At 63.4% G+C, this 26336-nt stretch carries 25 protein-coding genes; 8 read left to right on the top strand and 17 right to left on the bottom strand.

From position 1 onward, the window contains the following. Positions 1–118 precede the first annotated feature (118 nt). The 6 genes from pal to folD all read left to right on the top strand — a co-directional run bounded on the left by pal (position 119) and on the right by folD (position 7502). Positions 119–619, top strand: coding sequence for a peptidoglycan-associated lipoprotein Pal (gene pal, locus DDE20_RS08400; RefSeq protein ID WP_116558038.1), 501 nt, complete (start codon positions 119–121; stop codon positions 617–619). A 111-nt stretch (positions 620–730) separates the two neighbouring features. Then, positions 731–1993 (top strand): tRNA lysidine(34) synthetase TilS, encoded by a 1263-nt coding sequence (tilS, locus tag DDE20_RS08395; RefSeq protein WP_116558037.1) that lies wholly within the window; start codon positions 731–733, stop codon positions 1991–1993. A 66-nt stretch (positions 1994–2059) separates the two neighbouring features. Next, positions 2060–3973, top strand: a complete 1914-nt coding sequence (gene ftsH, locus DDE20_RS08390; RefSeq protein ID WP_116558036.1) for an ATP-dependent zinc metalloprotease FtsH — start codon at positions 2060–2062, stop codon at positions 3971–3973. An 85-nt stretch (positions 3974–4058) separates the two neighbouring features. Further along, entirely contained in the window at positions 4059–4655 is a 597-nt protein-coding gene (locus tag DDE20_RS08385; RefSeq protein ID WP_116558035.1) for an MOSC domain-containing protein, read from the top strand. A gap of 188 nt (positions 4656–4843) precedes the next feature. Next, positions 4844–6520 (top strand): formate--tetrahydrofolate ligase, encoded by a 1677-nt coding sequence (locus tag DDE20_RS08380; protein ID WP_116558034.1) that lies wholly within the window; start codon positions 4844–4846, stop codon positions 6518–6520. Positions 6521–6611: 91 nt separating this feature from the next. Continuing rightward, positions 6612–7502 (top strand): bifunctional methylenetetrahydrofolate dehydrogenase/methenyltetrahydrofolate cyclohydrolase FolD, encoded by an 891-nt coding sequence (folD, locus tag DDE20_RS08375; RefSeq protein WP_116558033.1) that lies wholly within the window; start codon positions 6612–6614, stop codon positions 7500–7502. Positions 7503–7535: 33 nt separating this feature from the next. Here the strand turns inward: folD and DDE20_RS08370 are convergent, their stop codons facing one another. The 14 genes from DDE20_RS08370 to DDE20_RS08305 all read right to left on the bottom strand — a co-directional run bounded on the left by DDE20_RS08370 (position 7536) and on the right by DDE20_RS08305 (position 20591). Then, entirely contained in the window at positions 7536–7964 is a 429-nt protein-coding gene (locus DDE20_RS08370; protein WP_116558032.1) for a PaaI family thioesterase, read from the bottom strand. Between the two features lie 26 nt (positions 7965–7990). Next, a complete protein-coding gene (locus DDE20_RS08365) occupies positions 7991–9313 on the bottom strand; it encodes an ATPase (RefSeq protein WP_116558031.1) in 1323 nt (440 codons plus the stop codon). Between the two features lie 28 nt (positions 9314–9341). Next, positions 9342–9839, bottom strand: a complete 498-nt coding sequence (locus tag DDE20_RS08360) for an A24 family peptidase (RefSeq protein ID WP_116558030.1) — start codon at positions 9837–9839, stop codon at positions 9342–9344. 9 nt (positions 9840–9848) lie between these two features. Next, complete coding sequence (locus DDE20_RS08355; RefSeq protein WP_116558029.1) at positions 9849–10691, bottom strand: tetratricopeptide repeat protein; 843 nt, start codon at positions 10689–10691, stop codon at positions 9849–9851. Between the two features lie 24 nt (positions 10692–10715). After that, complete coding sequence (locus tag DDE20_RS08350; RefSeq protein WP_116558028.1) at positions 10716–11267, bottom strand: tetratricopeptide repeat protein; 552 nt, start codon at positions 11265–11267, stop codon at positions 10716–10718. After that, positions 11264–12241, bottom strand: a complete 978-nt coding sequence (locus tag DDE20_RS08345; protein WP_116558027.1) for a type II secretion system F family protein — start codon at positions 12239–12241, stop codon at positions 11264–11266. Before DDE20_RS08345 ends, DDE20_RS08350 begins: the two co-directional genes overlap by 4 nt. Before the next feature lie 9 nt (positions 12242–12250). After that, positions 12251–13222 carry a type II secretion system F family protein gene (locus tag DDE20_RS08340; RefSeq protein WP_116558026.1) on the bottom strand — a complete coding sequence of 324 codons (972 nt, stop codon included), beginning with the start codon at positions 13220–13222 and terminating at the stop codon, positions 12251–12253. A gap of 5 nt (positions 13223–13227) precedes the next feature. Further along, on the bottom strand, positions 13228–14703 hold the full coding sequence (locus tag DDE20_RS08335) for a TadA family conjugal transfer-associated ATPase (RefSeq protein ID WP_116558025.1): 1476 nt from the start codon (positions 14701–14703) through the stop codon (positions 13228–13230). Positions 14704–14714: 11 nt separating this feature from the next. Next, positions 14715–15956, bottom strand: a complete 1242-nt coding sequence (locus DDE20_RS08330; protein WP_116558024.1) for a CpaE/TadZ family protein — start codon at positions 15954–15956, stop codon at positions 14715–14717. Positions 15957–16215: 259 nt separating this feature from the next. After that, the gene (locus tag DDE20_RS08325) at positions 16216–16815 is read right to left on the bottom strand and encodes an OmpA family protein (RefSeq protein ID WP_205961641.1); all 600 of its coding nucleotides are present in this window, start codon (positions 16813–16815) and stop codon (positions 16216–16218) included. A 9-nt stretch (positions 16816–16824) separates the two neighbouring features. Next, positions 16825–18234 carry a type II and III secretion system protein family protein gene (locus tag DDE20_RS08320; RefSeq protein WP_116558023.1) on the bottom strand — a complete coding sequence of 470 codons (1410 nt, stop codon included), beginning with the start codon at positions 18232–18234 and terminating at the stop codon, positions 16825–16827. Positions 18235–18588: 354 nt separating this feature from the next. Then, a complete protein-coding gene (gene cpaB, locus DDE20_RS08315) occupies positions 18589–19422 on the bottom strand; it encodes a Flp pilus assembly protein CpaB (protein ID WP_116558022.1) in 834 nt (277 codons plus the stop codon). 362 nt (positions 19423–19784) lie between these two features. Then, positions 19785–20000, bottom strand: coding sequence for a hypothetical protein (locus DDE20_RS08310; protein WP_417586976.1), 216 nt, complete (start codon positions 19998–20000; stop codon positions 19785–19787). A 378-nt stretch (positions 20001–20378) separates the two neighbouring features. Then, entirely contained in the window at positions 20379–20591 is a 213-nt protein-coding gene (locus tag DDE20_RS08305) for a Flp family type IVb pilin (RefSeq protein WP_417586977.1), read from the bottom strand. Between the two features lie 348 nt (positions 20592–20939). Here DDE20_RS08305 and DDE20_RS08300 point away from each other — a divergent pair, with 348 nt between their 5' ends. Next, positions 20940–21836 carry a lytic transglycosylase domain-containing protein gene (locus DDE20_RS08300; protein WP_116558021.1) on the top strand — a complete coding sequence of 299 codons (897 nt, stop codon included), beginning with the start codon at positions 20940–20942 and terminating at the stop codon, positions 21834–21836. Here the strand turns inward: DDE20_RS08300 and DDE20_RS08295 are convergent. The 3 genes from DDE20_RS08295 to DDE20_RS08285 are packed head-to-tail and all read right to left on the bottom strand — an operon-like array spanning position 21833 to position 23552. Continuing rightward, on the bottom strand, positions 21833–22159 hold the full coding sequence (locus DDE20_RS08295) for an ArsC/Spx/MgsR family protein (protein WP_116558020.1): 327 nt from the start codon (positions 22157–22159) through the stop codon (positions 21833–21835). The genes DDE20_RS08300 and DDE20_RS08295 overlap by 4 nt on opposite strands. Continuing rightward, positions 22150–23214 carry a quinone-dependent dihydroorotate dehydrogenase gene (locus DDE20_RS08290; protein WP_116558019.1) on the bottom strand — a complete coding sequence of 355 codons (1065 nt, stop codon included), beginning with the start codon at positions 23212–23214 and terminating at the stop codon, positions 22150–22152. The genes DDE20_RS08295 and DDE20_RS08290 overlap by 10 nt, the downstream gene beginning before the upstream one ends. Continuing rightward, positions 23214–23552, bottom strand: coding sequence for a DUF952 domain-containing protein (locus tag DDE20_RS08285; protein WP_116558348.1), 339 nt, complete (start codon positions 23550–23552; stop codon positions 23214–23216). Before DDE20_RS08285 ends, DDE20_RS08290 begins: the two co-directional genes overlap by 1 nt. Positions 23553–24621: 1069 nt before the next feature. Here DDE20_RS08285 and DDE20_RS08280 point away from each other — a divergent pair. Continuing rightward, complete coding sequence (locus DDE20_RS08280) at positions 24622–26238, top strand: bifunctional metallophosphatase/5'-nucleotidase (protein ID WP_116558018.1); 1617 nt, start codon at positions 24622–24624, stop codon at positions 26236–26238. The last annotated feature ends 98 nt before the right edge of the window (positions 26239–26336 follow it).

The following is a 26336-nucleotide window of genomic DNA, read 5'->3' as shown; positions in this document are numbered from 1 at the left end:
ACCGGCAATGGCAGGCGCGGCACCAAAGCGACAAGAACGTGATCTGCCGGTGATTCCCCCGACGGTTGCGCTCTGATACAATGCCCGCGGGGCAGGACGATCAACAAGGATCAACACCATGAGTTTTCTGAATAAAGCCACGTTACTGGCCGTCGCGATTGTGCTGGCGGCATGTTCGAACCCGCGCGGCGGCGCGGATGACTATGATTACGGCCAAGGCAGCGGCATCAATTCCACGGCGCTGGGCGATCCCAGCGATCCGGCGTCGATTGCCTATTTCAACCAGACCATCGGCGACACCGTGCATTTCACCCTCAACTCGACCGATCTGTCGGAACAGGGGCAGGTGATCCTGCGCACGCAGGCGGTCTGGCTGAACCGCAACCCGCAGTATTCGATCCTGATCGAAGGCCACGCCGACGAGCGCGGCACCCGCGAATATAACGTCGCATTGGGCGCCCGCCGTGCCGCACGGGTCGAGCAGTTCCTGATCGGGCAGGGCGTCGCCGCGTCGCGCCTGCGCACGGTCAGCTACGGCAAGGAACGCCCGGTTGAGGCCTGCGCACAGCAGCGCTGCTGGGACCTGAACCGCCGCGCGGTGGTGGTGGTCTCAAACTGATCATGCGGGCGGTGTGGTTTGACACCGTGAAGGGGGGCTGTCGGCCCCCCTCTTGCGCTGCGCGCAATTCACCCCCCGAGGATATTTTAGGACAGATGACGGGGGCAGGGCGTGAGCGCGACTGAGCCCCTTTTTGCTTTGACCTCGGCGCTGCAGGCGCAGGGCGGGGTGCAGCGCCTTGGCGTCGCCGTCTCCGGCGGCGGTGATTCGCTGGCGGCTTTGCTGCTGGCGGTCGAGGCGCTGGGCGCCGAGCACGTGGCAGCGGTGACGGTCGATCACGGGTTACGCGCCGAATCCGCCAGTGAAGCGCGGTTTGTTGGCGAGACCTGCGCGCGGCTTGGCGTGGCGCATCAGGTGCTGAACTGGGAGGGCGCCGAGGCCGAAGGCAACCTGCAAGACGCGGCCCGCAGGGCGCGGTTGCGGCTGATCGGCACCTGGGCGGCCGGCCGCGTGGACGCGGTGATCGTGGCGCATACGCTGGAGGATCAGGCGGAAACCCTGTTGATGCGTCTGGCGCGCGGTTCGGGCGTTGACGGGCTTGCGGCGATGGCACCAGCGCGGGAGCACGGCGGGATGCTCTGGCTTCGGCCCTTCCTGAACACCACCCGCGAGGCACTGCGCGAGGTGCTGCGCGCGCGCGGGCAAGAGTGGATCGAAGACCCCAGCAACGCCGACACACAATTCCAACGGGTGCGCGCCCGCCAAGCGCTGGTGGCACTGGAACCCTTGGGGATCACCGCCCAATGCTTGGCCCAAACCGCCGCACGCATGCAACACGCCCGCGCGGCCTTGGAGGTGCAAACCCAAGCGGCGCTCACCGCGCATGTCACAGAAGACCGCGGCACCCTGCTGATCGACCGCGCCGCGCTCACCCTGCCCGAGGAAATCCGCGACCGGCTGTTTGCGCATCTTCTGATGGCGCTCTCGCATGCCGCCTACCGCCCGCGTCTCGCGGCGCTGCAACGGCTGATCACTGAGGGCGGGGTGCTCTCGGGCTGTGTGCTCAGTCAAGAGGGTGCGCATCTGCGGCTGGCGCGCGAGGCACAGGCCGTGGCGGGGCAGGTGGTGCCGGTGGGCGAGATCTGGGACCAGCGCTGGACCGCAACTGGCCCAGACACCGGCCCCGAGACCGCAAACGCCCAGATCGCCGCCATGGGCGCAGAGGGCCTCGCCCAACTCAGCGCGCAGGCGAAATCAGGGCTGCATCCGCATTGGCGCGACACCGGTCTCAGCGAGGCGACCCTGCGCGCCACCCCCGCGATCTGGCAAAACCAGCGGCTGATCGCCGCGCCTTTCGCCTTTTATCCGCAGAAATGGCAGTTATTTGCCCGCCCGATCCCGCCGATTGGCAAGGTAATGGCAATATCGCATTGAAGTCGCCCGCCGCATCACTATTTTAGAGACAACTGGCCACCTCTGGCCGCGTGATTGGAGTGCCAAGTGGGCAACGCGAGAAATTTCGCCTTTTGGATCGTCCTGTTCTTCTTGATGATCGTTCTGTTCACCCTGTTCAACAACGGGGGCAGCACGACATCGGGACGCACGGTCGGTTATTCTGACTTTTTGCAGCGCGTAGAAGCGGGCGATGTCAGCCGCGTCGTCATCGACGGCGAGACGCTGCAGGTCACAGACAGTTCGGGGCAGGTCTATTCCACCATCCGTCCGGCAGGGGAAAATCCCACCGAGCGGTTGATTGATTCCAACGTCGCCGTCGAGGCGCGCCCGCAAGAGCGCTCGGGCCTGATGTCGGCGATCTCGGTCTGGCTGCCGTTCCTCTTGCTGATCGGCGTGTGGATCTTCTTTATGAACCGCATGCAGGGCGGCGGCAAAGGCGGCGCGATGGGCTTTGGCAAATCCAAGGCCAAGCTGCTGACCGAGAAATCGGGCCGCGTGACCTTTGACGATGTCGCCGGCATCGACGAGGCCAAGGAAGAGCTTGAGGAAATCGTCGAATTCCTGCGCACCCCGCAGAAATTCAGCCGCTTGGGCGGCAAGATCCCCAAAGGCGCGCTGCTGGTCGGCCCTCCGGGCACCGGTAAGACCCTTCTGGCCCGCGCCATTGCCGGTGAGGCGGGCGTGCCCTTCTTCACCATCTCGGGCTCGGATTTTGTGGAAATGTTCGTCGGTGTCGGCGCCAGCCGTGTCCGCGATATGTTTGAGCAGGCGAAGAAAAACGCGCCCTGTATCGTGTTCATCGACGAGATCGACGCGGTCGGCCGCTCGCGCGGTGTCGGCTACGGCGGTGGCAATGACGAGCGTGAGCAGACGCTGAACCAGCTTCTGGTCGAGATGGACGGTTTTGAGGCCAATGAGGGCATCATCATCGTTGCCGCCACCAACCGCCCTGACGTGTTGGACCCCGCGCTGCTGCGTCCGGGCCGCTTTGACCGTCAGGTGCAGGTGCCCAACCCCGACATCAAGGGCCGCGAGCGTATTTTGGCCGTGCACGCGCGCAAAGTGCCGCTGGGTCCGAATGTGGACCTGCGGATTATCGCCCGTGGTTCGCCCGGGTTCTCGGGCGCCGATCTGGCCAACCTTGTGAACGAGGCGGCCTTGATGGCGGCGCGCAAGAACCGGCGCTTTGTCTCGATGGATGACTTCGAGGATGCGAAGGACAAGGTGATGATGGGCGCCGAGCGGCGTTCAATGGTGATGACCGAGGACGAGAAGAAACTCACCGCCTATCACGAGGCCGGTCACGCCGTTGTCGGCCTGCATGTGCCGCAGCATGACCCGATCCATAAGGCGACAATCATCCCGCGTGGCCGTGCGCTGGGTCTGGTGATGTCGCTGCCCGAACGCGACCAGTTGAGCGTGACCTACACCAAATATAAGTCGAAAATCGCCATGGCGATGGGTGGCAAGGTGGCCGAAGAGCTGATCTTCGGTAAGGAAAACGTCACCTCGGGCGCGGCCAGCGATATCCAGCAGGTCAGCCGGATCGCGCGGGCGATGGTCACCCAGTTCGGCTTTTCGGATGAGCTGGGCAATATCGACTACGCCAACGAGCAGCAAAGCTATCTCGGCAGCTATCAGGGCGGCACCAGCGTCTCGCCCGACACCCAGGAAAAGATCGACGCCGAAGTGCGCCGCATCGTTGACGAGGGCTATCGCCGCGCCAAGCAGATCCTCACCGATCACGCGGATGAGCTGGAAAATCTGGCGCAGGGCTTGCTGGAATACGAGACCCTGACCGGCAAGGAAATCGCCCGCGTGATTCGCGGCGAGGGTCCGGGCCGGGACGAGGATGACGGCACCCCCTCGGGCAGCGTGCCCTCGGTGGCCGCGATCCCGCATACCAAACCGCGCCGTCCCTCGGACGACAGCGGGCTGGAGCCGAACCCGAGCGCCTGATCTCAAGCCAAGGCGCTGAACACAGACTTGAATTTGCCCCGCCACCGCGTCACGGTGCGGGGCTTTTTCATGCCCGGAGACCGCTATGCCCGCCCTCATCGCCACCGAGTTCATCGCCACGATCACTTGGCTGGGCTATGTGCCGGACCGCACCGCCGCGCTTGCCTCGCAGCCCGAGACCGGTCTCGACCTGCGCTTTGACGGGCCGCATAGCGCAACTGCGCGCGAGGATCACGGCGGGCTGACGCGGCCTTCCTGCTCGCGGGTGCTGGGGCTTTACCCGCGCGGCACCGAAATCCGCAACACGCGGCAACTCTCGATTCTGAGCGCCGAGGAATTGGCGCTGATCGCCGCGGATATGGGGCTGGAAGCGCTCGATCCGGCGCTGCTGGGCGCGACGATGGTGGTCTCGGGCCTGCCTGATTTCACCCATCTGCCGCCCTCTTCGCGGCTGCTGGCGGACTCCGGCGCCTGTCTCACCGTGGATATGGAAAACCAGCCCTGCACCCTGCCCGCACGCCCGATCGAGGACTGTCACACGGGCTTTGGCGCGCGGTTCAAACCCGCCGCCAAATCCCGCCGCGGGGTCACCGCCTGGGTCGAGGCCGAGGGCCGCGTGACCCTCGGCGACACATTGCGCCTGTTCCTCCCCGCCCAACGCGCTTGGGCGGGGCAGGGGTGACCGGCACCACGCAATTGGACACATTGGGAAACCCCTGACGCCAAAAGGCGCGCGCTTTCGGTGGGGCGGGGGTGGAACGGCGGAAAGCGGCGCGAACCTGTCGCAAAAGGGTGTCGCCCGCCGCGCGGAAATGCGTAAGGAAAGGGCATACCCCAGAGGGCAAACTCATCACATCCAGGGAGACGTAAATGTCGTTCAAGACGGATATCGAAATCGCGCGCGAAGCCAAGAAAAAGCCGATCATGGAGATCGGCGCCAATCTCGGCATTCCATCCGAACATCTGCTGCCCTATGGCCACGATAAGGCCAAAGTCAGCCAGGAGTTCATCAACTCGCTGGACACGCGCGAGGACGGCAAGCTGATCCTCGTCACCGCGATCAACCCCACGCCCGCCGGCGAAGGCAAGACCACCACCACAGTGGGTCTGGGCGACGGGCTCAATAAAATCGGCAAAAACGCGGTGATCTGCATCCGCGAAGCCTCGCTCGGCCCGAACTTCGGGATGAAGGGCGGCGCGGCGGGCGGCGGCTATGCGCAGGTCGTGCCGATGGAGGAAATGAACCTCCATTTCACCGGCGATTTCCACGCCATCACCTCGGCGCATAACCTCTTGTCGGCGATGATCGACAACCACATCTACTGGGGCAACGCGCTGGAAATCGACGCCCGCCGCGTGGTCTGGCGCCGCGTGATGGATATGAACGACCGCGCCCTGCGCGACACCGTCACCTCGCTGGGCGGCGTTGCCAATGGCTTCCCGCGGCAGACCGGGTTTGACATCACCGTCGCCTCCGAGGTGATGGCGATCCTCTGCCTCGCCAAGGATCTGGAAGATCTGCAAAGCCGCCTCGGCGATATCGTCGTCGCCTATACCCGCGAGCGCACGCCGATCTATTGCCGCGATATCAAGGCCGATGGCGCGATGACCGTGCTGCTGAAAGACGCGATGCAGCCCAACCTCGTGCAGACGCTGGAAAACAACCCCGCGTTCGTTCACGGCGGCCCCTTTGCCAATATCGCCCATGGCTGTAACTCGGTGATCGCCACCCGCACGGCGTTGAAACTGGGCGACTATGTGGTCACAGAGGCCGGTTTCGGCGCGGATCTCGGTGCCGAGAAATTCATGAACATCAAATGCCGCAAGGCCGGCATCGCGCCTTCGGCGGTGGTGCTGGTGGCGACCGTGCGGGCGATGAAAATGAACGGCGGCGTTGCCAAGGCTGACTTGGGCGCCGAGAACGTCGAAGCGGTGCAAAAGGGCTGCCCCAACCTTGGCCGCCATATCGCCAATATCAAATCCTTCGGCGTGCCGGTGGTGGTGGGGATCAACCATTTCCACTCGGACACTGAGGCCGAGATCGCCGCGGTGCAGGCCTATGTCGCCGAACAGGGCGCCGAGGCGATTGTCTGCAAACACTGGGCCCATGGCTCGGCAGGCACCGAGGAACTGGCGAAGAAAGTCGTCGAAATGGCCGATTCGGGCAGCGCCAATTTCGCGCCGCTCTATCCCGACGATATGCCGCTCTTCGAGAAGGTCGAAACCATCGCCAAGCGGATCTATCACGCCGATGCGGTGATCGCCGATAAATCGGTGCGCGCGCAGCTCAAGACTTGGGAAGAGCAGGGCTACGGGCATTTCCCGATCTGCATGGCGAAAACGCAGTATTCGTTTTCCACCGATCCCAATCTGCGCGGCGCGCCGACCGGACATTCGGTGCCGGTGCGCGAGGTGCGGCTCTCGGCGGGGGCAGGGTTTATCGTGGTGATCTGCGGTGAAATCATGACCATGCCCGGCCTGCCGCGCACCCCTGCGGCGGAAAACATCCGCATCGGTGACGCGGGCCATGTCGAAGGGCTGTTCTAAACCCTGACGCGGCGGCGGTTCCCGATTGGGGCCGCCGCCGCAGCCTTTACCGGCGAATTTGAGTATTTAAGGCAAGATGAAGAGGCAAGAGATGACGGCGCAGATTATCGACGGTAAGGCGTTTGCCGCCAAGGTGCGGGGCCAGGTGGCCGAGCATGTCGCACAGCTCAAGGGCGCGCATGGGATCATCCCGGGGCTGGCGGTGGTGCTGGTCGGCGAGGATCCGGCCTCTCAGGTGTATGTGCGCTCAAAAGGCAAGCAGACCACCGAAGTGGGGATGAACTCCTATGAGCATAAACTCCCCGCCGAGACCGGCGAGGCAGAGCTGCTGGCGCTGATCGCGCAGTTGAACCATGACCCCAAGGTGCACGGGATTCTGGTGCAACTGCCGCTTCCCGACCATATGAATTCCGATCTGGTGATCAACGCGATTGATCCGGCCAAGGATGTGGACGGGTTTCATATCTCCAATGTCGGGCTTTTGGGCACCGGTCAGAAATCCATGGTTCCCTGCACGCCCTTGGGCTGTCTGATGATGCTGCGCGAACATCACGGCAGCCTCTCGGGGCTGAATGCGGTGGTCGTCGGGCGCTCGAATATCGTCGGCAAACCGATGGCGCAACTCTTGCTCGGCGATAGCTGCACGGTGACCATCGCGCATTCGCGGACCAAGGATCTGACCGAAGTCTGCCGCCGCGCGGATATTCTGGTCGCCGCCGTCGGGCGCGCCGAGATGATCACCGGCGATTACGTCAAGCCGGGCGCCACGGTGATCGACGTGGGCATCAACCGGATCGAGCGCGACGGGAAGAACAAACTGGTCGGCGACGCGCATTTCGACAGCTGCGCAGAGGTCGCGGGGGCGATCACGCCGGTGCCGGGCGGGGTCGGGCCGATGACCATCGCCTGTCTCTTGGCCAACACGCTGACCGCCACCTGCCGCGCGAACGGGCTGGACGAGCCGCAGGGGCTGACTGCCTGATCAAAGTTCAGGGGCGCGGGTTGCGCCCCTGACTCACGCGGCGGGCGGCGCCACCGGGATCATCGTGCCCTGCAGGATCGCGATGGATTTACGGGTCTCGCCACTCAGCGCAAAGACCTCGGCGCGCACCACCAGCAGGCGGCGTCCGGCGCGGACCACTTCGCCCACCGCCTCCAGAGCCTCGCCCAAGGCCGGTGCCATCAGGTTGATCTTCATCTCGACGGTCATCACCTCGGCGCCCGCATCCATCAGCGTTAGCGCCGCATAGCCGGCGGCGGAATCGCCCAGGGTGAACGCCAATCCCGCATGCGCCGCGCCATGTTGTTGCAACACATGCGCCCCGATCGGCGCGCGCAACACGCAGCGCCCCGCATCGGCCAGCAGCATCTCGGCCCTCAGCGTCGTCATCATCGTTTGCCGCGCGAAACTGGCGCGCACCCTTGACTGGATCTCCTCGGACATCGCCTAACCCTTTGAAACCGCGGCACTTACCGCAGAATATCCTCATCGCGGACAAACATATTCTTCCACGCGCGGTCGATCAGGTCCGGCGACATATGATGCGGCCGACCCTCGAAATTGCAAATCGCGATCATCTGGTCAATCAGGAACACCGGCTGATAGTTCGAATAGACATTATCAATCGTCGGGTATTTGGTCTGCAGCAGATGGATCAGCGCCTCTTCATTCAACGGGATCCGCCGCTTGCGCGCCACCAAAGCGAAGATCTTCAGGAAATCCGCCTGATTGGGCCCGTCGATCTTGATCTTGAAAAAGATCCGCCGCAGCGCCGCCTGATCGAAAATATCATTCGGGTGGAAGTTGGTCGAGAAGATCACCAGCGTGTCAAACGGCACGATGAATTTCTCGCCCGAGTTCAGCGACAGAATGTCGTAATTCATCTCCAAAGGCACGATCCATCGGTTGATCAGCGCCTGCGGTGGTTCCTCTTGGCGGCCCAGATCATCGACAATGAACACGCCGCCGGTGGCCTTGAACTGCAGGGGTGCCTGATAGGTGCGCGACACCGCGTTGTATTTCAGCTCCAGCATATCCAGCTTCAACTCGCCGCCGGTGATCACCGTCGGCCGTTCGCAGAGCACATAACGCGGATCATAGCGCAGACCGGTGACGCGCAGCGCATTGCCCGACTGCTTTGGCGGCTCCACCAGCCGGTGCACAATCGGGTCATAGACCGAGATGATCTGCCCCGCATGCAGCACCGCGCGCGGCACATAGATATTGTCGCCCATCGCGTCGCGGATACCGTTCGAGATCGAGGATTTGCCGTTACCGGGCGGCCCATACATCAGGATCGAACGCCCCGAGGTCACCGCCGGTCCCAGATCGCCCAACAGCCCCTCGGGCAGGATCAGATCGCCCATCGCCGCCAAGAGCTGCTCACGGGTGATGCGCACCTTGCGGATCGACTGGCGGCGCACCTGATCGCCGTAGGCATCCAGAGGCACCGGCATCGCGCCGTAATATTCCGAGATCGCCAGCGCCTGCTGCGCGCGGTTACGCCCCGCGTCGGTCAGTTGAAACCCCATCTCCGAGGACATCGCGGTGGCATGCATCGTGCCCATCGCCTCGATCAGATGCTCGCCGCGCGCGTCATCGATCAACTGCTGCACCTGGCTGAACGACAGACAGAGGATGCGGGCCAGTTCCGAGGCATGGTTGAGCGACATGCGGAACATGGTTTTCAGCAGATTGTCGCGCATCAGGGTCATCGGCAGGCCGGTGTCGGCCAATGAAGCGGGCATCGGCGGCGGGGTGATCGCGCTGGCCCCCGGGGTCTGGTCATTCATCGTGGCGACTCACTTCTTGTGATTCGTGTCAGCTCCCATAAAGACACGCCAATCCCAGATAAAAGATTAACGCCGGCCCCAGGGCGAGGCCGAAGGGGAATTCCTTGCGCTCCCAGCTTGCCCAATCGGGCGTGGCGCGGCGCATCGCGGGGATCGCGCGGAAAATCCGGTGCGCGACAAAAGCCGCGATCACCACCGCGCTGAACAGCACCAGAAACAGCCGCAGATCACCAAGCGCCACGAAGGGCGCCATCGCGGCGGCGAATTTCGCGTCGCCGGCGCCGAACCCGCCGGTCAGGCTGAGCGCGAAACCGACCACCAGCACGACGATGAAATGCAGCCATGACCAGCCGAAATCGGCCAGCGGCAGGGTCAGCGCGCCGACCACCGCATAGACCAGCATCAAGGCCAGCACCGCCAGATTGGGGATACGCATCTCGCGCAGGTCGCTCCAGGCGACGAACAGCGCGATCGGGGTCGAGAAAATCAACAGCCAGAGGGCTGCAAAGGCGGATTGCGCCAGCATCATACCCGCCTATCGTAATGCGGCCAGCGCGGTGGCAGCGGCCTCAAAATGTTGCGGATGGGTGGCAATCGCGTCTTCCAGCAGCCCGCGACCGGTGCGGGTATCGCCCTGCCTTATCGCCACCAAAGCCATCGTATGCAGCAGTTCGGCGCGCTCGATCTGGGTCATCTGCACCAGCGGCAGCTCATAGCGGCGCTGCGCGGCGCGGGCCAGCACAAGGTTGTTTTTCGCGGTGAACAGATCGGGATCATGGCTCAGGGCTTCGGCGAACAGCCGCTCGGCGCCACGGTGATCGCCGCGGGTCAGTTTCGAATAGCCCCAGTTGTTGAGCACACCGGCAGGTTCGGCGGTCAGCCCCGAGGCGATCTCATAGAAACTATCGGCGCGGTCCCATTGCTGGCGCGAATCGGCGACCATCGCCTCCAACCGGTAGCGGTTATAGGTCTCGAAGGTCGGCGGCACCGCATTCAGCGCCGCCTCGGCCTCGGCCCAATTGTTCGAGCGGATATAGGCTTCGGCCAGTTCCACACGGTCATCGGGCAGCGCCTCGGGATGGGCGACAACCTCGCGCCAGACCGGCACCGAGGCTTCGGCATTTCCGGCCCGCATCAGTGAGCGCGCCAGCCCGCGCCGGAACATGATCCGGTCGGGATTGGCGGCGCTGGCATTGGTGAAATAGGTCACGGCTTCGCGGGGGTCCGAGACCGCCAGCATCATTTCCGCCATGTTTTCTTGGTCGATTTCCGCGACGCTGTCGATGGCCCGTGCGGTTTGCGCGCGCATTCCATCGGAACACCCGGTCAGAAATGCAAGCCCCACAAGGCACATCGGTGCGATCCACACCTTGCGCATTGCCTGTCCTTCACTGCTCGATGCTCAGGGTGTGGCCAGAAGCAGAAAACGCCCGTTTCCGCGCCGAACCAGAGCGAAGTCATTATTGTTTTCTTCAGTATAGCCGGAATCTTGCAAGTTTGCGAGAGCAAGTGTCAAATTCTGCCGGATTTCTTCCGAGCGCCCGCTGTCCAGCGCAAAGGCGTTGCGGAACAGATGCGCGGCCTGTCCCCAAGCGCCGTTTTCCACCATCACCACGCCCAGATTGTTCAGCGCCGGCACGAATGCGGCATCGAGATCCAGCGCGCGGCGCAGCATTTGCTCAGACTGCCCCAGCCGCCCCAGTCGCAGGTTTGCCGAGCCGATCGCCGAAAGCGCATCCACCGTCGGCCCCTGCTGCGCCATCGAGCGGTAATAGGCCCGCAGCGCCAGTTCAAACTCGCCCGCCGCCATCAGCCGGTGGCCGACCAGCAAACCGTCCACATCCTCGGCAGGACTGATCGCCCGTCCGGCAAGGCCGTCGGGCGAGAACTCCGCGCCGGTGGTCTGGCACGCCGCCAATGCCAAAAGCACGGCGGCGCAAATCGGTCGTATCATAGGCTGAAATCGGCCGTTGCAAGCATTGTGATCACCCCGTGCACCGACGGGCCGATCAGGATGATCAGCAAGGGCGGCACGGTGAACATCATTGTGCCCAAGGTCAGCTTGGTCGGCAAGACATTCGCTTTCTCTTCGGCCAGCATCACGCGCTTGTCACGCATTTCCGCCGCATAGACCCGCAGCGCATCGGCCACCGAGGTGCCGTAAGTCGCCGACTGGATCAGCACCGTCACAAACGAGCGGATATCGGCGTTGCCGCAGCGCTCGCCCATCTCCTTGAGCACCTCCAGCCGGTCGCGCCCGGCCTTGGTCTGATGCGAGACGGTGACGAATTCCTCGGCCAGCGCCGGATAACCGGCCTGCAATTCCTTGGCCACGCGGTTGATCGACTGGTCCATCGATTGCCCCGCCTCGGTGCAGATCAACAGCATATCCAGCGCATCGGGAAACCCGCCGGTGATCTGTTTCTGGCGTTCCTCGCGGCGTTTCGACACCCAATAGATCGGCAGGTAATAGCCCACCAGCGTCGGCCCCATCACCGGCAGCAGCGTGGCGATGATCGAGGCGTCGGCAGCCGGGGGAAAGGCCAGATTATAGCCCAGCCCCAGCAGCAGGCCGCTGACCCCCATGATGAATTTCGCCGCGTTGAAATCGCGCACCGCATTGCGCCCGTGATAGCCCGCCTGCACCATCTGCATGCGCGCCTCGCCGTATTCCTCGGCCTTTGCGGGCTCGAGAAAGGCTTTGAACGCTTCGGTTTTCTTCGCCCAGCCGCCGGTTTCCTTGGCCCGCGACAGGTTCTGTTTGCGCGCGCTATGGTCCTTGGGCTGTTCGCGCAGCCGCAGCATCGGATCTTTGCGCGCCTTATCCGCGCCGGTCACGATGAACAGCACCAGCGTCAGCCCGATGGCCACGGTCAGAACGATCAGCACCAAAGGCGAGAGCAGAAGTTCGAGAGCAGAATTCAACATGAGACCGCCTTACACCTGAATATTCACCATTTTGCGCATATAAAGGACATTCACGATCAAGAATGCCACCACCACAAGGGCGACCGGAATGAACAGCGCGGTTTCTTTCACTTCATCGTAGTAATCGGGCTTGAGCATCGAGATCATCAGCATCGCCGCGATCGGAAAACCGGACAGGAACATCCCCGACCATTTCGCCTCGGCGGTGATCGCGCGCACTTTGCGGAACAGTTTGAACCGCGCCCGCACGACCTTGGACAGCCCGTCCAAAATCTCGGCCAGATTGCCGCCCGATTGCGCCTGAATGGTCACCGAGACCGCCAGAAACCGCAGATCCTGCATATCCATCCGCTCGGCAAAGGCCATCAGCGCCTCGCCGACATCGCGGCCATAGGCGGCCTCATCAGCGATCAACCCCAGTTCCGAGCCCAGGGGATCGGGGATTTCCTTGGCGGCATTGGCCAAAGCATGCACAAACGGATGCCCGACGCGCAGGCTGCGCACCATCAGATCAATCGAATCCGGCAGTTGCTCTTCGATCATGTCGCGGCGTTTCTTGGCCTTGCCGTTGACCCACATCCAGACCCCGCCGATGCCCATAAAGGCGCTGACCCCGATCTTTAGCTGCACCGGCGCACCGGCCAGAAAAAACGAGATCGCCACAAAGGCCACCCCCGCCAGCAGCCCCATCATCGCGATCAGCATCACCGGAGAATAGGCGATCTTGCCCTTCTCGGCCTTCTCGGCCAGCAGCGAATAAAACGGGATGCCGGCGCTCTTGCTGTGCTGCGTGGTTTCCTTGCGCAGCGCCTCGATCACATCGGCGCGTTTGGCATTGCCATCCAGCATTTCCAGCCGCCGGTTCATCCGGCTGCCCAGCCGCGCCGAACGCCCGAAGGTCATCAGGTAAAGCGCCTCGACCAGCAGCAGGATACCGCCGAAAATCAGCGCATATATCAACAGGGTAGGGGAGATACTCATGATGCTTACCGATCCTCGACATGGTCGTAGATGCTGCTGGGGATATCATAGCCCCAGCGGCGGAATCTCTCGGCGTAATGCGAGCGCAGCCCGCAGCCGGTGAAATGGCCGATGATCGTGCCGTCGGGTTCCAGACCGGTGCGCTCAAAGCGGAACACCTCTTGCATGGTGATGATCTCGCCCTCCATGCCGGTGACCTCGGTGATCGACATCATCCGCCGTGAGCCATCCTGCAAGCGGCTGACCTGCACGATCAGATTGACCGCGCTGGCAACCTGCGAGCGCACCGCTTTCAACGGCATTTCAATCCCCGCCATCGCCACCATATTTTCCAGCCGCGAGACCGCATCACGCGCCGAATTGGCGTGGATCGTGGTCATCGAGCCGTCATGGCCGGTGTTCATCGCCTGCAGCATATCAATCACTTCTTCGCCGCGGGTCTCGCCGACGATGATCCGGTCGGGCCGCATGCGCAGGGCGTTGCGCAGACAATCGCGCTGGGTCACCGCGCCCTTGCCCTCAACGTTGGGCGGGCGGCTTTCCATCCGGCCAACATGGGCCTGCTGCAATTGCAGTTCGGCGGTGTCTTCAATCGTCAGGATCCGCTCGTCATGGGCGATAAAGGACGACAGCGCGTTCAGCGTCGTGGTTTTACCCGAGCCGGTGCCGCCCGAGACGATGATATTCAGCCGCGTCGCCACCGCCGCCTCGATATACATCGCCATTTCCTCGGAAAACGCGCCGAAATCGACCAGATCATTGACCCCGAGCTTTTCCTTCTTGAACTTGCGGATCGAGACCAGCGACCCATCGACGGCCACCGGCGGCACCATCGCGTTGAACCGCGAGCCATCGGCCAGACGCGCGTCCACCGAGGGGTTGGATTCGTCCACCCGCCGCCCCACCGCCGAGACGATCTTATCGATGATCCGCAGCAGATGGCGCTCGTCCTTAAAGGTCACCTCGGTTAGTTCCAGTTTGCCGTTGCGCTCGACAAAGACGCGGTTCGGGCCATTGACCAGAATATCATTGACCGAATCGTCCTTCAGCAGCGGCTCAAGCGGGCCCAACCCGCGCACTTCGAAGAACAGGTCATTGTTCAACTGCAGCCGCTCTTCACTGGTCAGGGCGAAATTGATCTCGCTGAGGGCTTCGGCGGCAATGGCGCTGATCTCGGCCCGCAACTCCGCCTCCGAGGCGTCATCAATCGCCGCAAGGTTGAGGTTTTCCAACAGCTTGGTGTGCAGCTCCGATTTCACCTCAAGGATCCGGTGGCGGCGGCGCTTGTCCTTGTCATTGGCCGGCGGCTTGGCCTGGATCGGCTTGCTGGGCGCGGCGTGGAAACTGGGTTTCGGCTTCACCGGCGCCTCGGCACGGCGCAGCCCGTCCGAGGTCACCTCGGCCACGCCCGGTGTCGGCGCCGCGCGCGAGGTGGCGGGGGCGGTGCGCGCCTGATCGGTTTTTCTGTAACGCGAAAACATCTCGGCTCTCCTCAGGCTGCGGCGCGGTTGTCGTCGCGGGCGCTACTGGCAAAACCCGCTGCCAGTTTGCGGATTTCCTTAAGCAGCGGATTTTTCGGCGCAATTTCCGCCAAAGGCAGCCCGTGGTCATTGGCATGGGTGACCTGCACCAACCCGTCGGGCAGCATCACCTCGAATTCGATATCCAGACTTTCGGCCATGCGTTTGGCCCGCGCCTTACCGGACAGATCGGTGAATTTCGGTGCGCGGTTGAGCACATATTGCAGCTTTTCCAGCGGCAGATCCTCGGCCTTGAGCGCACGGATCAAGCGCAGCGCGTTCTGCGCCGAGCGCATATCCAGCTCCATCATCGCGAAATAGGAATCGGATTCGTTGATCACCGTTTCGGTCCATTGCACCACCGTGCCGGGCATATCGATGATCACCACGTCGAAAATGCTGCGCGCCATATTGATCACCCGCTCGATATCATCCGGCGAGATCAGATCCAGCGGCAGCATATCCGAGGCGGCGGTCAGCACATGCAGCTTCTCGTTGAAAATCTGCAGCGTATTCATGAAAAAATCACGGTCCATCACCGCCGTATTCGACAGCAGTTCATAGACTTTCTCGGTCCGCGCCAGATCCAGGTAGGTCGAGACCGAGCCGGTCTGCAAATCCAGATCCAACAGGCAGACCGAGGGGGCATTCTTGCCGGAATTGGCAATCTCCCAGGCCAGATTAACCGCGAAGGTCGTCGCCCCGGCGCCACCGGCCAGCGGATGCACCGCATGCACCGTGCCTTGGGCTTGCGGCGCCGCCTGCGCGTTGCGGTTTTGCGGCGTCACCATCAGCGCGTCCACACTGGGCTGGCGCAGCCGCTCAATCGCGTCATGCAGCGCCCCTTCGGGCAGCGGGTAGGGCACAAAATCATTGGCGCCGAGCCGCAGCAACCGGTGCAGCGCAATCGGCCCCAATTCCTCGGCGATCAACAGGATCCGCACGCCCAGCATATGCGCGCGCTGGATCACCGTTTCGATCAGCGCCATATTCGGCTCGTCGTCGTCATCAATCGCAATCGCGATGAATTCCAGCGACCGCGCATCCGGTTGATCGAGATATTTCAACGCACTCGGGAATGACAGATCGCCCCAGCTTTCGCCCAGCTCCATCTCCATATCCTCGATCAGCAGATCAAAATTCTGCACATCGCGCGAGACCGTGCAGGCGCGGATCGGGGCCGATAGTTTCTGACTGGCGTTCGAGCTCGACATTGTTCATTTCCTCCAGGCACCGCATTCTGCAGGCCCATGTGGCACGGGTGACGACATCACAACACTCACGAATCCGGAGCCCTGTCTGGCGACCAATATTGCGTGCAATCTTGGCGACAATTGGGCTAAAAAAACGTAATTATCGGGCCGGTTATGGTTAAAACTGAAATCGCCCCGCGGTCACAAGATGACAGCAGGGCGTTAAATTTCAGATAATAGCCGGCGTTTATCCTCTGGGGTTAAACGCGCGGCCTATCGCTCACATTTCGTAAGAGGCGCTTTGCACATATTCGCGGTGCAGGATCGCTGCGTATTCGCCGTTCATCACCGTCGGATGGCTCTGCCAAAAGCCCGAAACCTCGGTCACCGTGCGCCGGTTCAGACGCTCGCGGTCGGTGGTGCGCACCCGTGGCTGGGTCTCACCCTCGGAGACCAGCGCCTCCAGCCGTGAGCGGCTGGCACCATTGCGGACCAGAAAATTCACCACCGCACGGGCGCGGCGCAGCCCCAACCGCCGGTTATAGGCCGCCGAGCCCACCAGATCGGTATGGCCGAACACCCTAAACGTCACCTCGGGGAAATGCCGGATGAACCGCGCCTGCGCCAGCAAGGCCGCCCGCGCCGGTGCGTCCAGCGCCACCGAATCAAAGGCAAAGGTCACCGTTGTCGGTACGGTTGCCTCAAATCTCTCAGCCAGATCAATCACATAGGGCAATTGTCCGGTCTGCACCATCAGGTTATGCGCCGAGGGGTTGCCGAATTGCCCCTCATCCAGATGGGTGCCCACCGGCAGCGGGCTACAGGCGGCCAAAGGCGCGCCAGCAAGGCCGAACATCAGGGCGCGACGGGAAATCTGCATCTCGGCTCCTTAATCCATCACATAGCCATAGCCGCCGCGGAACTCCTGCCGCGCGACTTCTGACGCGCCGCTGGTGCCGCCGGTCAGCTGGCCGTTCACAAAGAGCTGCTCTTCATTGGGCAGGCGGATGCGGTCGGTCGGGAGCAGCAGCGCTTCGCCACGGGTCGGCGAGACCAGATGCGCGGTGACGAAAATCATCAACTCGCTCTGGTCGCGCTGGTAATCGGTCGAGCGGAACAGCGCGCCAAGGATCGGGATATCGCCGAGCCATGGCACCTGCGAGATGCTGCCCTGAAAATCATCCTGCAACAGCCCGGCAATGGCGAAACTCTCGCCGTCGCGCAATTCCACCGTGGTCGAGGTCTGGCGGCGCCGGAAGCCGGGCACCGAAACGCCGCCCGAGGTCACCGTGGTGGTCGAATCGAGGCTGCTGACCGAGGCGTTGAGCTGCAGGTTGATCACATCGTCATCCAGCACCCGCGGGGTGAACTCGAGCTGCACACCAAAGGGGCGGTAGTCGATGGTCACCGAGCCGCCTTCGCCCAGCACCGGCACCGGAAATTCGCCACCGGCAAGGAAATCGGCAGGCTGGCCCGACAATGCGGTCAGGCTCGGCTCCGAAAGCGTGCGGGCAAGGCCGTTGGATTCCATCGCCTCCAGCATCACCTGAAACTGGACGCTGCCGATGCTGACCCCGGCGGCCAGCACCGCGGTATTGTCGGTCTGTGTCGGCACCCGTGTGCCGCCCAAAGCGCCGCTGACCAAAGCCGGCGAGCGGTATGCGCCGGTGCCCAGCGAGGGCACGCCCGAGCCATCCATCGCCATGCTTGCGGTCAGCCGTTGCGCGGCGCCGCGCTGCACTTCGGAAAACCGCACCCGCAGCATCACCTGCTGGGTGCCGCCTACTGACATCAGGTTCGACACCCGACCCGGCGCATAGCGTTCGGCCAGTTGCATCGCCGCATCCAGCCGCTCGGCCGAAGACACCGTGCCCGACAGCACAATCCCGTCATTGGCGGTGCGCACTTCGACCTGCTCGGAGGGCAGGATTTGGCGCAGGCGCTCGCGGAATTCGGCGACATCGGGGGTCACCTGCACTTCGACATTGGCGATCAGATCGCCCGAGGCGCCAAGGATGGTCAATGTCGTGCGGCCCGGCGCTTTGCCGAGCACATAGATCGAGCGATCCGAGAGCGTGGAAATATCTGCAATGCCGGGGTTGGCGATCGACAGCTCTGCAAAGGGCATGTCGGTTTCCACCACCACGGCGCGGTTCATCGCCACCGCCAGCGTGTCGCGCACGCCGCCCGCCATGATGCGCAGCGCCTGCGCCTCGGCGATGCTTGGCGCGATCACGGCCTGTCCCAACCCGAGTAGGGCCAGCGTCATTCCTGACGCGATTAACTTCTTAACTGTCATGTGATCCTGCCTCTTGATCACCAATGGTGCCGGCAATCTGTCGTGCCGGTTCGAGGGTAGAATGCTTGAAACCGCTTTTTATTGCAAGAATCAAATATTTGCGCCGCGTTATTCGAGTCGTTTTCGCGGTTTTTCCGGCGCTTACAGCGAGGTTTCGGGGTCGCGGCGGGCAGGCGCCCCAAGATATAGGGGCGGGCGTGTTGCAGGAATGGCGCGATCCATCGCCCCTTGCGCCACGAAAAATGCGCCCGCTGGCAGGGGCGCATTTGCAGGGATTAAGGGTAAGATGATCGCTGTCCGCTCAGGCAGGCGAGGGCGCGAGACCATAGGGCCGCGCCTTTCATGCCGCAGGCCTTAATTGGTGCAGGGGATCTCGATCATCAGCACTTCGGCGCCGCGACGGGTGCGCACGGTGCAGCGCTCCGAGGCTTGTTCGACACGCTCTTCAATGCCCAGAAGGTTGCGCGAATCGACCTGAAACTGGCCAATCGCGGTGGTGTCATCCAGCCCGACCAGCGATAGCGACAGGCGGCCGGTCGATTGACCCTGCGCCAGTGTCGCCACGATCTCGGGCTCGGCCTCGATGGTCACCGAACGCGGCACGCCGTTAAAGGTGCGGTCCTGATCGGCATTCTCGTCCAGCGCGATGATCCGCACCCCGTCCGACAAAAGGCGCGTCACCTCGCCACTGGCGCCGCGGCCGGTCCAATAGATATCCACCGTGTCCGAGGGGCGTAGCGTGCCGGAAATCCCGCTGCTGGCATCGACGCGGATGGTGAACGCACGGTTGCCCGGGGTCAGCATCGCGGCAATTCCTGCCGATTGCCCCGGCGCGCTGACTTTCACCGCCAGCAGGGGCTCGGAGGGTTCCATCGCGCGCAGGGCGACACGCGGGCGGTCGGTGTCGGGGATCAGCGCGCTGACCTCGGTAAAGGCGCCCGGCGGCACCGCATCGGCGGGCCAGGCGACAGCGCGGATATCATCGGGGCGGATCGGCTCGCCGTAACGCAGCGCGCGGCTGGCCACCAGCACCTCGACCGTCGGAATCGCCGGAGCGGCGGCCTGACGCGCGGATTGGGCAGCAGCGATCACCGCGTCGGTCTGGTCGATATAGCCCTTGGCCATGTAAACGCCGAAACCGGCCAGAGCCAGCCCGATTCCCAGAATGCCGATTTGAACGCCACGCATAAAACTACTCCTGTACATTGGTCGGGTTCCGAGCAGGGAAATCCGCCATTTGTCACTGTGTTGCAGTGTTTATTGCAAGGGAATGGGGCGAGAACATGGCCGCAAACGGGCGGGAATGCGGACGATAAGAGTCAAATTGACGATAAATTCGTCTAAAACCCGACAGATCCCGCCAAATGCCGCAATCCCACCCGGGGTTTGCGCCTTGTGGGCGCCCGTCGTGCAAGCCTTGCCCGTTTCTGCGGCAGAATGCAAAAAAGCCGCGCATTCTACGCGACCTTTTTTGCGAGCCCCGCGCGTTTTGTCGCGGAGTGGGTCAGTCCAAGCCTGTGCGGCTTGCTGTTGTGATGTGTTGCTACGCCTTATTCGCCGGCGGTGCCCAGCGTCGAGAGCGAGGCCACCGAGGCCGAGGACAGCGAGGTCGAGATCTCGGTGCCCAGCGCGCCAACGCCGGTGCGCACCGAGGTCACAACCGCCAGCCCGAGGCCGACGATCGCGGCGGTCAGCACCACCCAATCGACGGTGACAGCACCGGAGTCGTCGCGGGCGAAAGTCTTGAGAGAAGTGGTCATCGACATATCATGTCTCCTGTGGTTTGACCTTACTGGTATCGCCAGACCCGAGACGTTGGTTGAATGGGTTTGAGCCGCCTGTGATCTGGACAGGTTCAAAATCCCTCAGGAACACGGCCTCAACCCGCGACAAATCGGGCGATTCCGCGGCCATTCTTCGGTTATTTGATGAATTGTCTTGGGCCGGTTGACGCTGCTGCGCCCCGGCTCTGATCGTTCATTGCAGCGCGACAATCCCGCTGCTCTTTTGTCGCCACGCTTGGGCAAAATCCCAGCACCGGCAGGCCGTATCAAGGATGATTCGCCGCTCTAATACCGGGCGATCCCTCAGTCTAAACGTCAGGGCTGCGCCGAAACGCAGCCCCGATCTTCGCGCCGGCAGGCTTAGCTATTGTTGCCCAGCGTGCTCAGCGTCGCCACCGAAGCGGTGGTCAGCGAGTTCGAGATATCGGTGCCCAGCGAGTTCACACCGGTGCGGACCGAGGTCACAACCGCCAGCCCGAGGCCGACGATGGCGGCGGTCAGAACCACCCAGTCCACGGTGACAGCGCCCGACTCGTCGGCAGCGAAATGCTTGATCATTGCAGTCATTTTCATAGGTTTTCTCCAGATTGCCTATACTAAAATAATGCCCGGAGACGCCTTGGCAGTTAATGGGTTTGGGCCAGCGACACCCTCCGAACATGATTGAATATCGGGTGTTCGCGTGGCGTGAATGCGGCGCAGCGCGGGGCAATCAAGACTAAAAAAAGGTAAATATTAGGACATACCGCGGCATTGTTTCGTCAGCGTGGCGGATTGCTTTGATTGTTCCACCTCGCGCAACGACCTCCTCTATCGGTTGCATGAGCGCCGGATCAGCAGGTTTGCGAATCTGCGGGTTTTCTGTCAATCTGGGCAGCAACAGCAAAGGCGCGCGATAGAAACGCCAGTAAAGTTGGGTCCATGCCGAGCAGCTTGCCCAAGTTCCCCGCCCCGCGTTGCGTCGCCCTTCTGGCGGCGGTTTTGGCCGTGGCGCCCTATGTCCCGCCCGCCAATGCCGAGGATTTCACCTTTCGCCGCATTGCCGTCGCGCCGCAGAATGGCAGCAGCCGGATCACCGTGCAGATCGACCCCGAAGAACAGGCCCGCCGCATCGCCCCGCCTGCGCCCGTCGCGCCAAGCCCCACCGCCCTCGCCGCACCGCAGGCCACGCCCGACGCCAGCACCCCGCCCACGGCGCGCTTTGGCTGGTATTGGGATTATGTGCCAGCCGGTCTGACCCAGGGCGAGGGGCGGTTTCTGGCCTCCATCGCCGCCCTGCGCATGGCGCCCGAGGGCGCGCGTATCCCCGAACCCTCGGTGCAGCACCTGCAAGACATCGCCGCCAGCCACGGCGCCCGCATCTTGGGCGCGACCATCGGCACCTCGGTCTCTCCGGCCTTGGCGCTGGCGGTGATCTCGGTGGAATCCGCCGGTCGTGTGACCGCGGTCAGCCATGCGGGCGCGCAGGGGCTGATGCAGTTGATCCCCGCCACCGCCGAACGCTTCGGCGTTACGGACAGCAATGATCCGGCGCAGAATATCCGCGGCGGGGTCGCTTATCTCGATTGGCTGCTGGGCGAGTTCGACAATGATATCGTGCTGGCGCTGGCCGGCTATAACGCCGGCGAGGGCGCGGTGCGGCGCAACCACGGCGTGCCGCCCTATGCCGAGACCCGCGATTACGTGCCGCGGGTGCTCGCCGCATGGACCGTGGCGCGCGGGCTTTGCGCCACCGTGCCGCAATTGCCCAGCGATGGCTGCGTGTTTGCGATCAGCGCGGTGGGCGGCGAGGCCGGCAGCGCGGTGGCCAGTCGCTAAAGCAGGTCTTCGATCGCCTCGGTCGGGCGGCCAATCACCGCGCGCTCACCGATCCGCACCACCGGCCGCTCGATCAACGCCGGTGTCTCGACCATCGCCGCGATGATCTCAGCCTCGGGCCGGTCCTTGAGCGCCGCCCCGTCCTTGCGCAACAATGCCGACGCCGGCAGCTCCAGCGCCGCCAGCATCTCGCGCAGCGCCTCTGCATCCGGCGCATCCTGCAAATAGAGCCGGATATCGACCGCCAGCCCCTTATCCTCAAGCAAAGCAAGCGCCGCGCGGGATTTCGAACAGCGCGGATTGTGCCAGAGCGTTACAGCCATGCGTCGCGTCCCTTTCCGCTTGCCTGCGCGATGGTCTCGAACCCGTCACGCTCAAGCAAAGCATCGAGCCCGCGCGCGATTTCATCGACCAGTGTCATGCCGTGATAGATCAGCGCCGAGTAGATCTGCACCGCGCTCGCCCCGGCCAAGATCTTGGCATAGGCATCCTCGGCACTGGCAATCCCGCCGACCCCGATCAGTGGCAATGCGCTATCGGTCAGCTTGGATAGTTGCGCCAAGACCCGCGTCGAGCGCTCGAACAAAGGCGCGCCCGAGAGCCCGCCCGCCTCGCCCGCATGGGCGCTTACCAGCCCCTCCCGCGAGAGCGTGGTATTGGTCGCGATCACCGCATCCAAGCCGCTGCTGACCGCCACCTCGGCAATCCCCGCTAGCCCCTCGGCATCGAGATCCGGTGCGATTTTCAAAAAGATCGGGATCGGCGCAGCCATCTCGTCCCGCGCCGCGATCACACCGGCCAGAAGTGCGCGCAGCGCCTCGGGCCCCTGCAGGTCGCGCAGCTTCTCGGTATTGGGCGAGGACACATTCACCGTGGCGAAATCCACATGCGGCCCGCAGACCCGCAGGACTTGCGCGAAATCATCGGCGCGGTCGTCGCTGTCTTTATTCGCGCCCAGATTAAGCCCCACCACCGCGCGCTCGCCCCGACCCTTGGGCCGTTTCGCCAGCCGCGCGGCAATCGCCTGCGCGCCCTCGTTGTTAAAGCCAAAGCGGTTGATCACCGCCTGATCCTCACTCAGCCGGAACAGACGCGGGCGCGGGTTGCCCTCTTGCGGGCGCGGCGTCGCGGCGCCGACCTCGAGAAAGCCGAACCCCTGTTTGGCCAAGGGCGCCAGCGCCACCGCGTTCTTGTCGAACCCCGCCGCCAGCCCCACCGGATTGGGCAGCTCCAGCCCGGCGAACTGCACCCGCAGCCGCGCGGAGGTATAGACCCCCGTCGCCGGCACCAGCCCCAGCCGCAACGCCCGCAGCGCCAGATGATGCGCGCGCTCGGGGTCGAGCCGGTGCATTGCCTTCAGTCCCAGCGCGCTGATCATCAGATCACCCCTTCGGGAAAGATATGTCCGGCGACGCCCAAGGGCAGGGATTTGTCCCAGATGACATCCGTGAGGAACAGGGGCCGGTAGAGATGCGGAAACAGCGCGCCACCGCGCGAGGGCTCCCATTTCAGCGCCTCGCCCAGCGCCGAGGCATCCACCGCCACCAGCACCAGATCGCTTTGATCCGAGAAATGTTTGGCCGCGGTCTCGGCGACCTGCGCGGCGGTGGACAGATGGATGTAGCCATCGGTCAGATCCACCGGCGCGCCCAAGGTCCGCCCGGCAATGGTGAAATCGTCCCATTCGGAACGGCGGAATATCTTGTATATCATCATAAGATGCTCATGCCGAAACCACGCGCCGCGGTCAATGCCAATGGCGAATGGGCGCCCGCTTTGCCCCGCTGCATCGCCCACGGCTTTGCCGCTGGCCGAGCCAAAGCGCAAAGGGTCGCACCCGCCCAGAGAGGGCGCCCGCGTGCCTGAACAATCCATTCCTTTCGCTCGCCCAGAGCCGCAGGTGACTTGCAGCGCCGGTAAAGCAAAGCGAATAGGGCCGCGCCCGACCCTGGGCGGGCGCCGGCATCCCTTCCACAACGCGCCGCGCTCAAAAGCGCCCATGCCGTCCGAGCCGCTCACCACATCTCCAAGGCGCCCTCCCATGGGGAGGGTCGGGCGCGGCCCGGCGGTGCCGCCGGGCCAGACGGTTGATACGGCGCGAGCAATTCTTTCACTTATGTGGCGCCTACCGCCCAATTCCAACCACCCCCTAAGCACCCAGGGCCGCGCCTGAACCTGGGTGGGCGCACGCATCCTTTCCGCAACGCGCCGTGTTCAAAAGCATCCAAGCCGTCCGAGCCGCTCACCACTTCGCCAAGGCGCCCTCCCGTGGGGAGGGACGGGCGCGGCCCAGGGTGCCCCGCGCCTGACGGTTGATCTGGAGCGAGCAGAATAATCCTGTCTCCTGTCGTCCAGACCGGCCTCAATCCCAAAGTCCATAGGGCGGCGCCCGACCCTGGGCGGGCGCGCGCATCCTTTCCACAGCGCGCTGCGCTCAATAGCATTCATGCTAGGCGTGCTGTGAAGGCCATCAACAATGCGCCCTCCCGGGGGGAGGGTCGGGCGCGGCCCGGCGGTGCCGCCGGGCCTGACAGAGGATAAGGTGTGCCGCAGGGCCTGAAAGTGGGCACGGCGCTCCGCCGGTGCCTGACAAAAGATACGCAGCGCGTAATCACCTCCCGCCACCCGCCACTCAAAGCGCAACCAACCGCTCCCGCAAGTCGCCGCACTGCGAAAACCTGCCGATCCCGCCCAAAGTCCCGCAACCCCTGCTCACGGGCTTTGACTTGACGGTCAATTCCGCGCAACCTGCGGCATAGGGATAAAAACAACAGGGGAGTCGACGATGTCCATTTCACCGAAACTGCGGGCGCTCACCGGCGCGGCGGCACTGGCGGCGCTGGGCGCCCCCGCGCTGGCGGATACGCATTTGCACATCCTGCATTTCAACGATTTCCACAGCCGGATCGAGCCGATCAACCGGTTCAACTCGACCTGTTCAGCGGAAGATGACGCCGCCGGTGAGTGCTTTGGCGGCGCCGCGCGGCTGTTCACCCTGATCAACCAGATGCGCGACGCGATCACTGCGCAGGGCGATCCCGTGCTGGTGCTCAGCGCTGGCGACAGCTCGCAGGGCTCATTGTTCTTTACCACCTACGGCGGCCGCGCCGAGGCCGAGTTGAACGACCGTATCGGACTGGATGCGATGGCGGTCGGCAACCATGAATTCGACAACGGCCCCGAGGGGCTGATGGTCTTTGCCGAAACCGCCGAATACCCGCTGGTCGCGGCCAATCTCGATGTCTCGGGCAACAATATGCTGGCCGGTCGCGTGGTGCCCTATGCGGTGCTCACCGCCGGTGACCTGCAGGTCGGTGTTGTCGGCGCGATCACCAATGACACGCCGGATATCTCCTCGCCGGGGCCGACGATTATCGTCAATGACGCGTTGGAATCGGTGCGCTCTTCGGTCGAGGAGCTGCAGGAGCAGGGGATCACCACGATCATCGCCCTGACCCATGTCGGCTATGTGCCCGAGCAGGAAATGGCCGCGCAGATCCCCGGTCTGACGGCGGTGGTCGGCGGTCATAGCCATACCTATCTCTCGGCCACCGACCCGCGCCGCGAAGGCCCCTATCCGACCTGGGTGGATAATGTCGACGGCAGCATGGTGCCGGTGGTGCAGGCCGGCGCCTATAGCCGCTATCTGGGGCATCTGGTGCTGGAACTCGACGGTGACGGCAAACTGATGTTCGCCTCGGGCGACACCATCGAGATCAACGCCGAGGTCCAGCCCGACCCCGAGATCGCCGAATGGGTCGCCAGCATGGCCGAGCCGATCGAGGCGACGCGCAGCCTTGTGGTCTCGGAATCCGCCGGCCCGATCGAGGGCGACCGCAGCGTCTGCCGTCAGGTCGAATGCCAGATGGGCAATCTGGTCACCGATGCGATGCTCTCGCGCGTGGCAGGGCAGGGCATCAGTATCGCGATCCAGAACGGCGGCGGGTTGCGCGCCTCGATTGACGAAGGCACGATCACCCTGGGCGAAGTGCTCTCGGTGCTGCCGTTCCAGAACACGCTGGCCACTTTTGAGCTGTCCGGCGCCGATGTCATCGCCGCATTGGAAAATGGCGCCAGCCGGTTGGAAGACGGCGGCGGGCGCTTTGCGCAGGTCTCGGGACTGCAATACACGGTCAATTCCACCGCCGAGCCCGGCAGCCGGATCTCGGATGTGATGGTGATGTCGGAGAGCGGCTTTGTGCCGATTGATCCCGAGATGATCTATGGCGTGGTCTCCAATGACTTTATGCGCAACGGCGGCGATGGCTATGCGATGTTCCGCGACAATGCGATCAACGCCTATGACTTCGGCCCCGATGTTGGCGATGTGGTGGCGGAATTCCTTGCTGAAAACACGCCCTATACGCCCTATACCGACGGGCGCATTACGCGGATTGATTAAAGCGTGTCGCGACGAAGATGATCTGCGTATGTGCCTGTTGGCGTGAGGCAGCGTTTGCAAAGCAAATGCGTTCACGCCAACAGGTGAATTCAATTGAA

This window comes from Pararhodobacter oceanensis, assembly GCF_003076755.1.
Lineage (GTDB): Bacteria > Pseudomonadota > Alphaproteobacteria > Rhodobacterales > Rhodobacteraceae > Pararhodobacter > Pararhodobacter oceanensis.
This window is presented reverse-complemented; position numbering and strand designations above follow the sequence as displayed.

Excerpts from the sequence above, each read along its gene's own strand:
- DDE20_RS08350 (WP_116558028.1), bottom strand. The coding sequence starts at position 11,267 with ATGATACGACCGATTTGCGCCGCCGTGCTTTTGGCATTGGCGGCGTGC.
- DDE20_RS08285 (WP_116558348.1), bottom strand. The coding sequence starts at position 23,552 with ATGATGATATACAAGATATTCCGCCGTTCCGAATGGGACGATTTCACC.
- DDE20_RS08330 (WP_116558024.1), bottom strand. The coding sequence starts at position 15,956 with ATGTCGAGCTCGAACGCCAGTCAGAAACTATCGGCCCCGATCCGCGCC.
- DDE20_RS08385 (WP_116558035.1), top strand. The coding sequence starts at position 4,059 with ATGCCCGCCCTCATCGCCACCGAGTTCATCGCCACGATCACTTGGCTG.
- DDE20_RS08365 (WP_116558031.1), bottom strand. The coding sequence starts at position 9,313 with ATGAATGACCAGACCCCGGGGGCCAGCGCGATCACCCCGCCGCCGATG.
- DDE20_RS08355 (WP_116558029.1), bottom strand. The coding sequence starts at position 10,691 with ATGCGCAAGGTGTGGATCGCACCGATGTGCCTTGTGGGGCTTGCATTT.
- DDE20_RS08295 (WP_116558020.1), bottom strand. The coding sequence starts at position 22,159 with ATGGCTGTAACGCTCTGGCACAATCCGCGCTGTTCGAAATCCCGCGCG.
- DDE20_RS08310 (WP_417586976.1), bottom strand. The coding sequence starts at position 20,000 with ATGTCGATGACCACTTCTCTCAAGACTTTCGCCCGCGACGACTCCGGT.
- folD (WP_116558033.1), top strand. The coding sequence starts at position 6,612 with ATGACGGCGCAGATTATCGACGGTAAGGCGTTTGCCGCCAAGGTGCGG.
- DDE20_RS08340 (WP_116558026.1), bottom strand. The coding sequence starts at position 13,222 with ATGAGTATCTCCCCTACCCTGTTGATATATGCGCTGATTTTCGGCGGT.
- cpaB (WP_116558022.1), bottom strand. The coding sequence starts at position 19,422 with ATGCGTGGCGTTCAAATCGGCATTCTGGGAATCGGGCTGGCTCTGGCC.
- DDE20_RS08290 (WP_116558019.1), bottom strand. The coding sequence starts at position 23,214 with ATGATCAGCGCGCTGGGACTGAAGGCAATGCACCGGCTCGACCCCGAG.
- DDE20_RS08280 (WP_116558018.1), top strand. The coding sequence starts at position 24,622 with ATGTCCATTTCACCGAAACTGCGGGCGCTCACCGGCGCGGCGGCACTG.
- DDE20_RS08300 (WP_116558021.1), top strand. The coding sequence starts at position 20,940 with ATGCCGAGCAGCTTGCCCAAGTTCCCCGCCCCGCGTTGCGTCGCCCTT.
- pal (WP_116558038.1), top strand. The coding sequence starts at position 119 with ATGAGTTTTCTGAATAAAGCCACGTTACTGGCCGTCGCGATTGTGCTG.
- DDE20_RS08305 (WP_417586977.1), bottom strand. The coding sequence starts at position 20,591 with ATGAAAATGACTGCAATGATCAAGCATTTCGCTGCCGACGAGTCGGGC.
- DDE20_RS08335 (WP_116558025.1), bottom strand. The coding sequence starts at position 14,703 with ATGTTTTCGCGTTACAGAAAAACCGATCAGGCGCGCACCGCCCCCGCC.
- DDE20_RS08370 (WP_116558032.1), bottom strand. The coding sequence starts at position 7,964 with ATGTCCGAGGAGATCCAGTCAAGGGTGCGCGCCAGTTTCGCGCGGCAA.
- DDE20_RS08325 (WP_205961641.1), bottom strand. The coding sequence starts at position 16,815 with ATGCAGATTTCCCGTCGCGCCCTGATGTTCGGCCTTGCTGGCGCGCCT.
- DDE20_RS08360 (WP_116558030.1), bottom strand. The coding sequence starts at position 9,839 with ATGCTGGCGCAATCCGCCTTTGCAGCCCTCTGGCTGTTGATTTTCTCG.
- DDE20_RS08380 (WP_116558034.1), top strand. The coding sequence starts at position 4,844 with ATGTCGTTCAAGACGGATATCGAAATCGCGCGCGAAGCCAAGAAAAAG.
- DDE20_RS08320 (WP_116558023.1), bottom strand. The coding sequence starts at position 18,234 with ATGACAGTTAAGAAGTTAATCGCGTCAGGAATGACGCTGGCCCTACTC.
- DDE20_RS08345 (WP_116558027.1), bottom strand. The coding sequence starts at position 12,241 with ATGTTGAATTCTGCTCTCGAACTTCTGCTCTCGCCTTTGGTGCTGATC.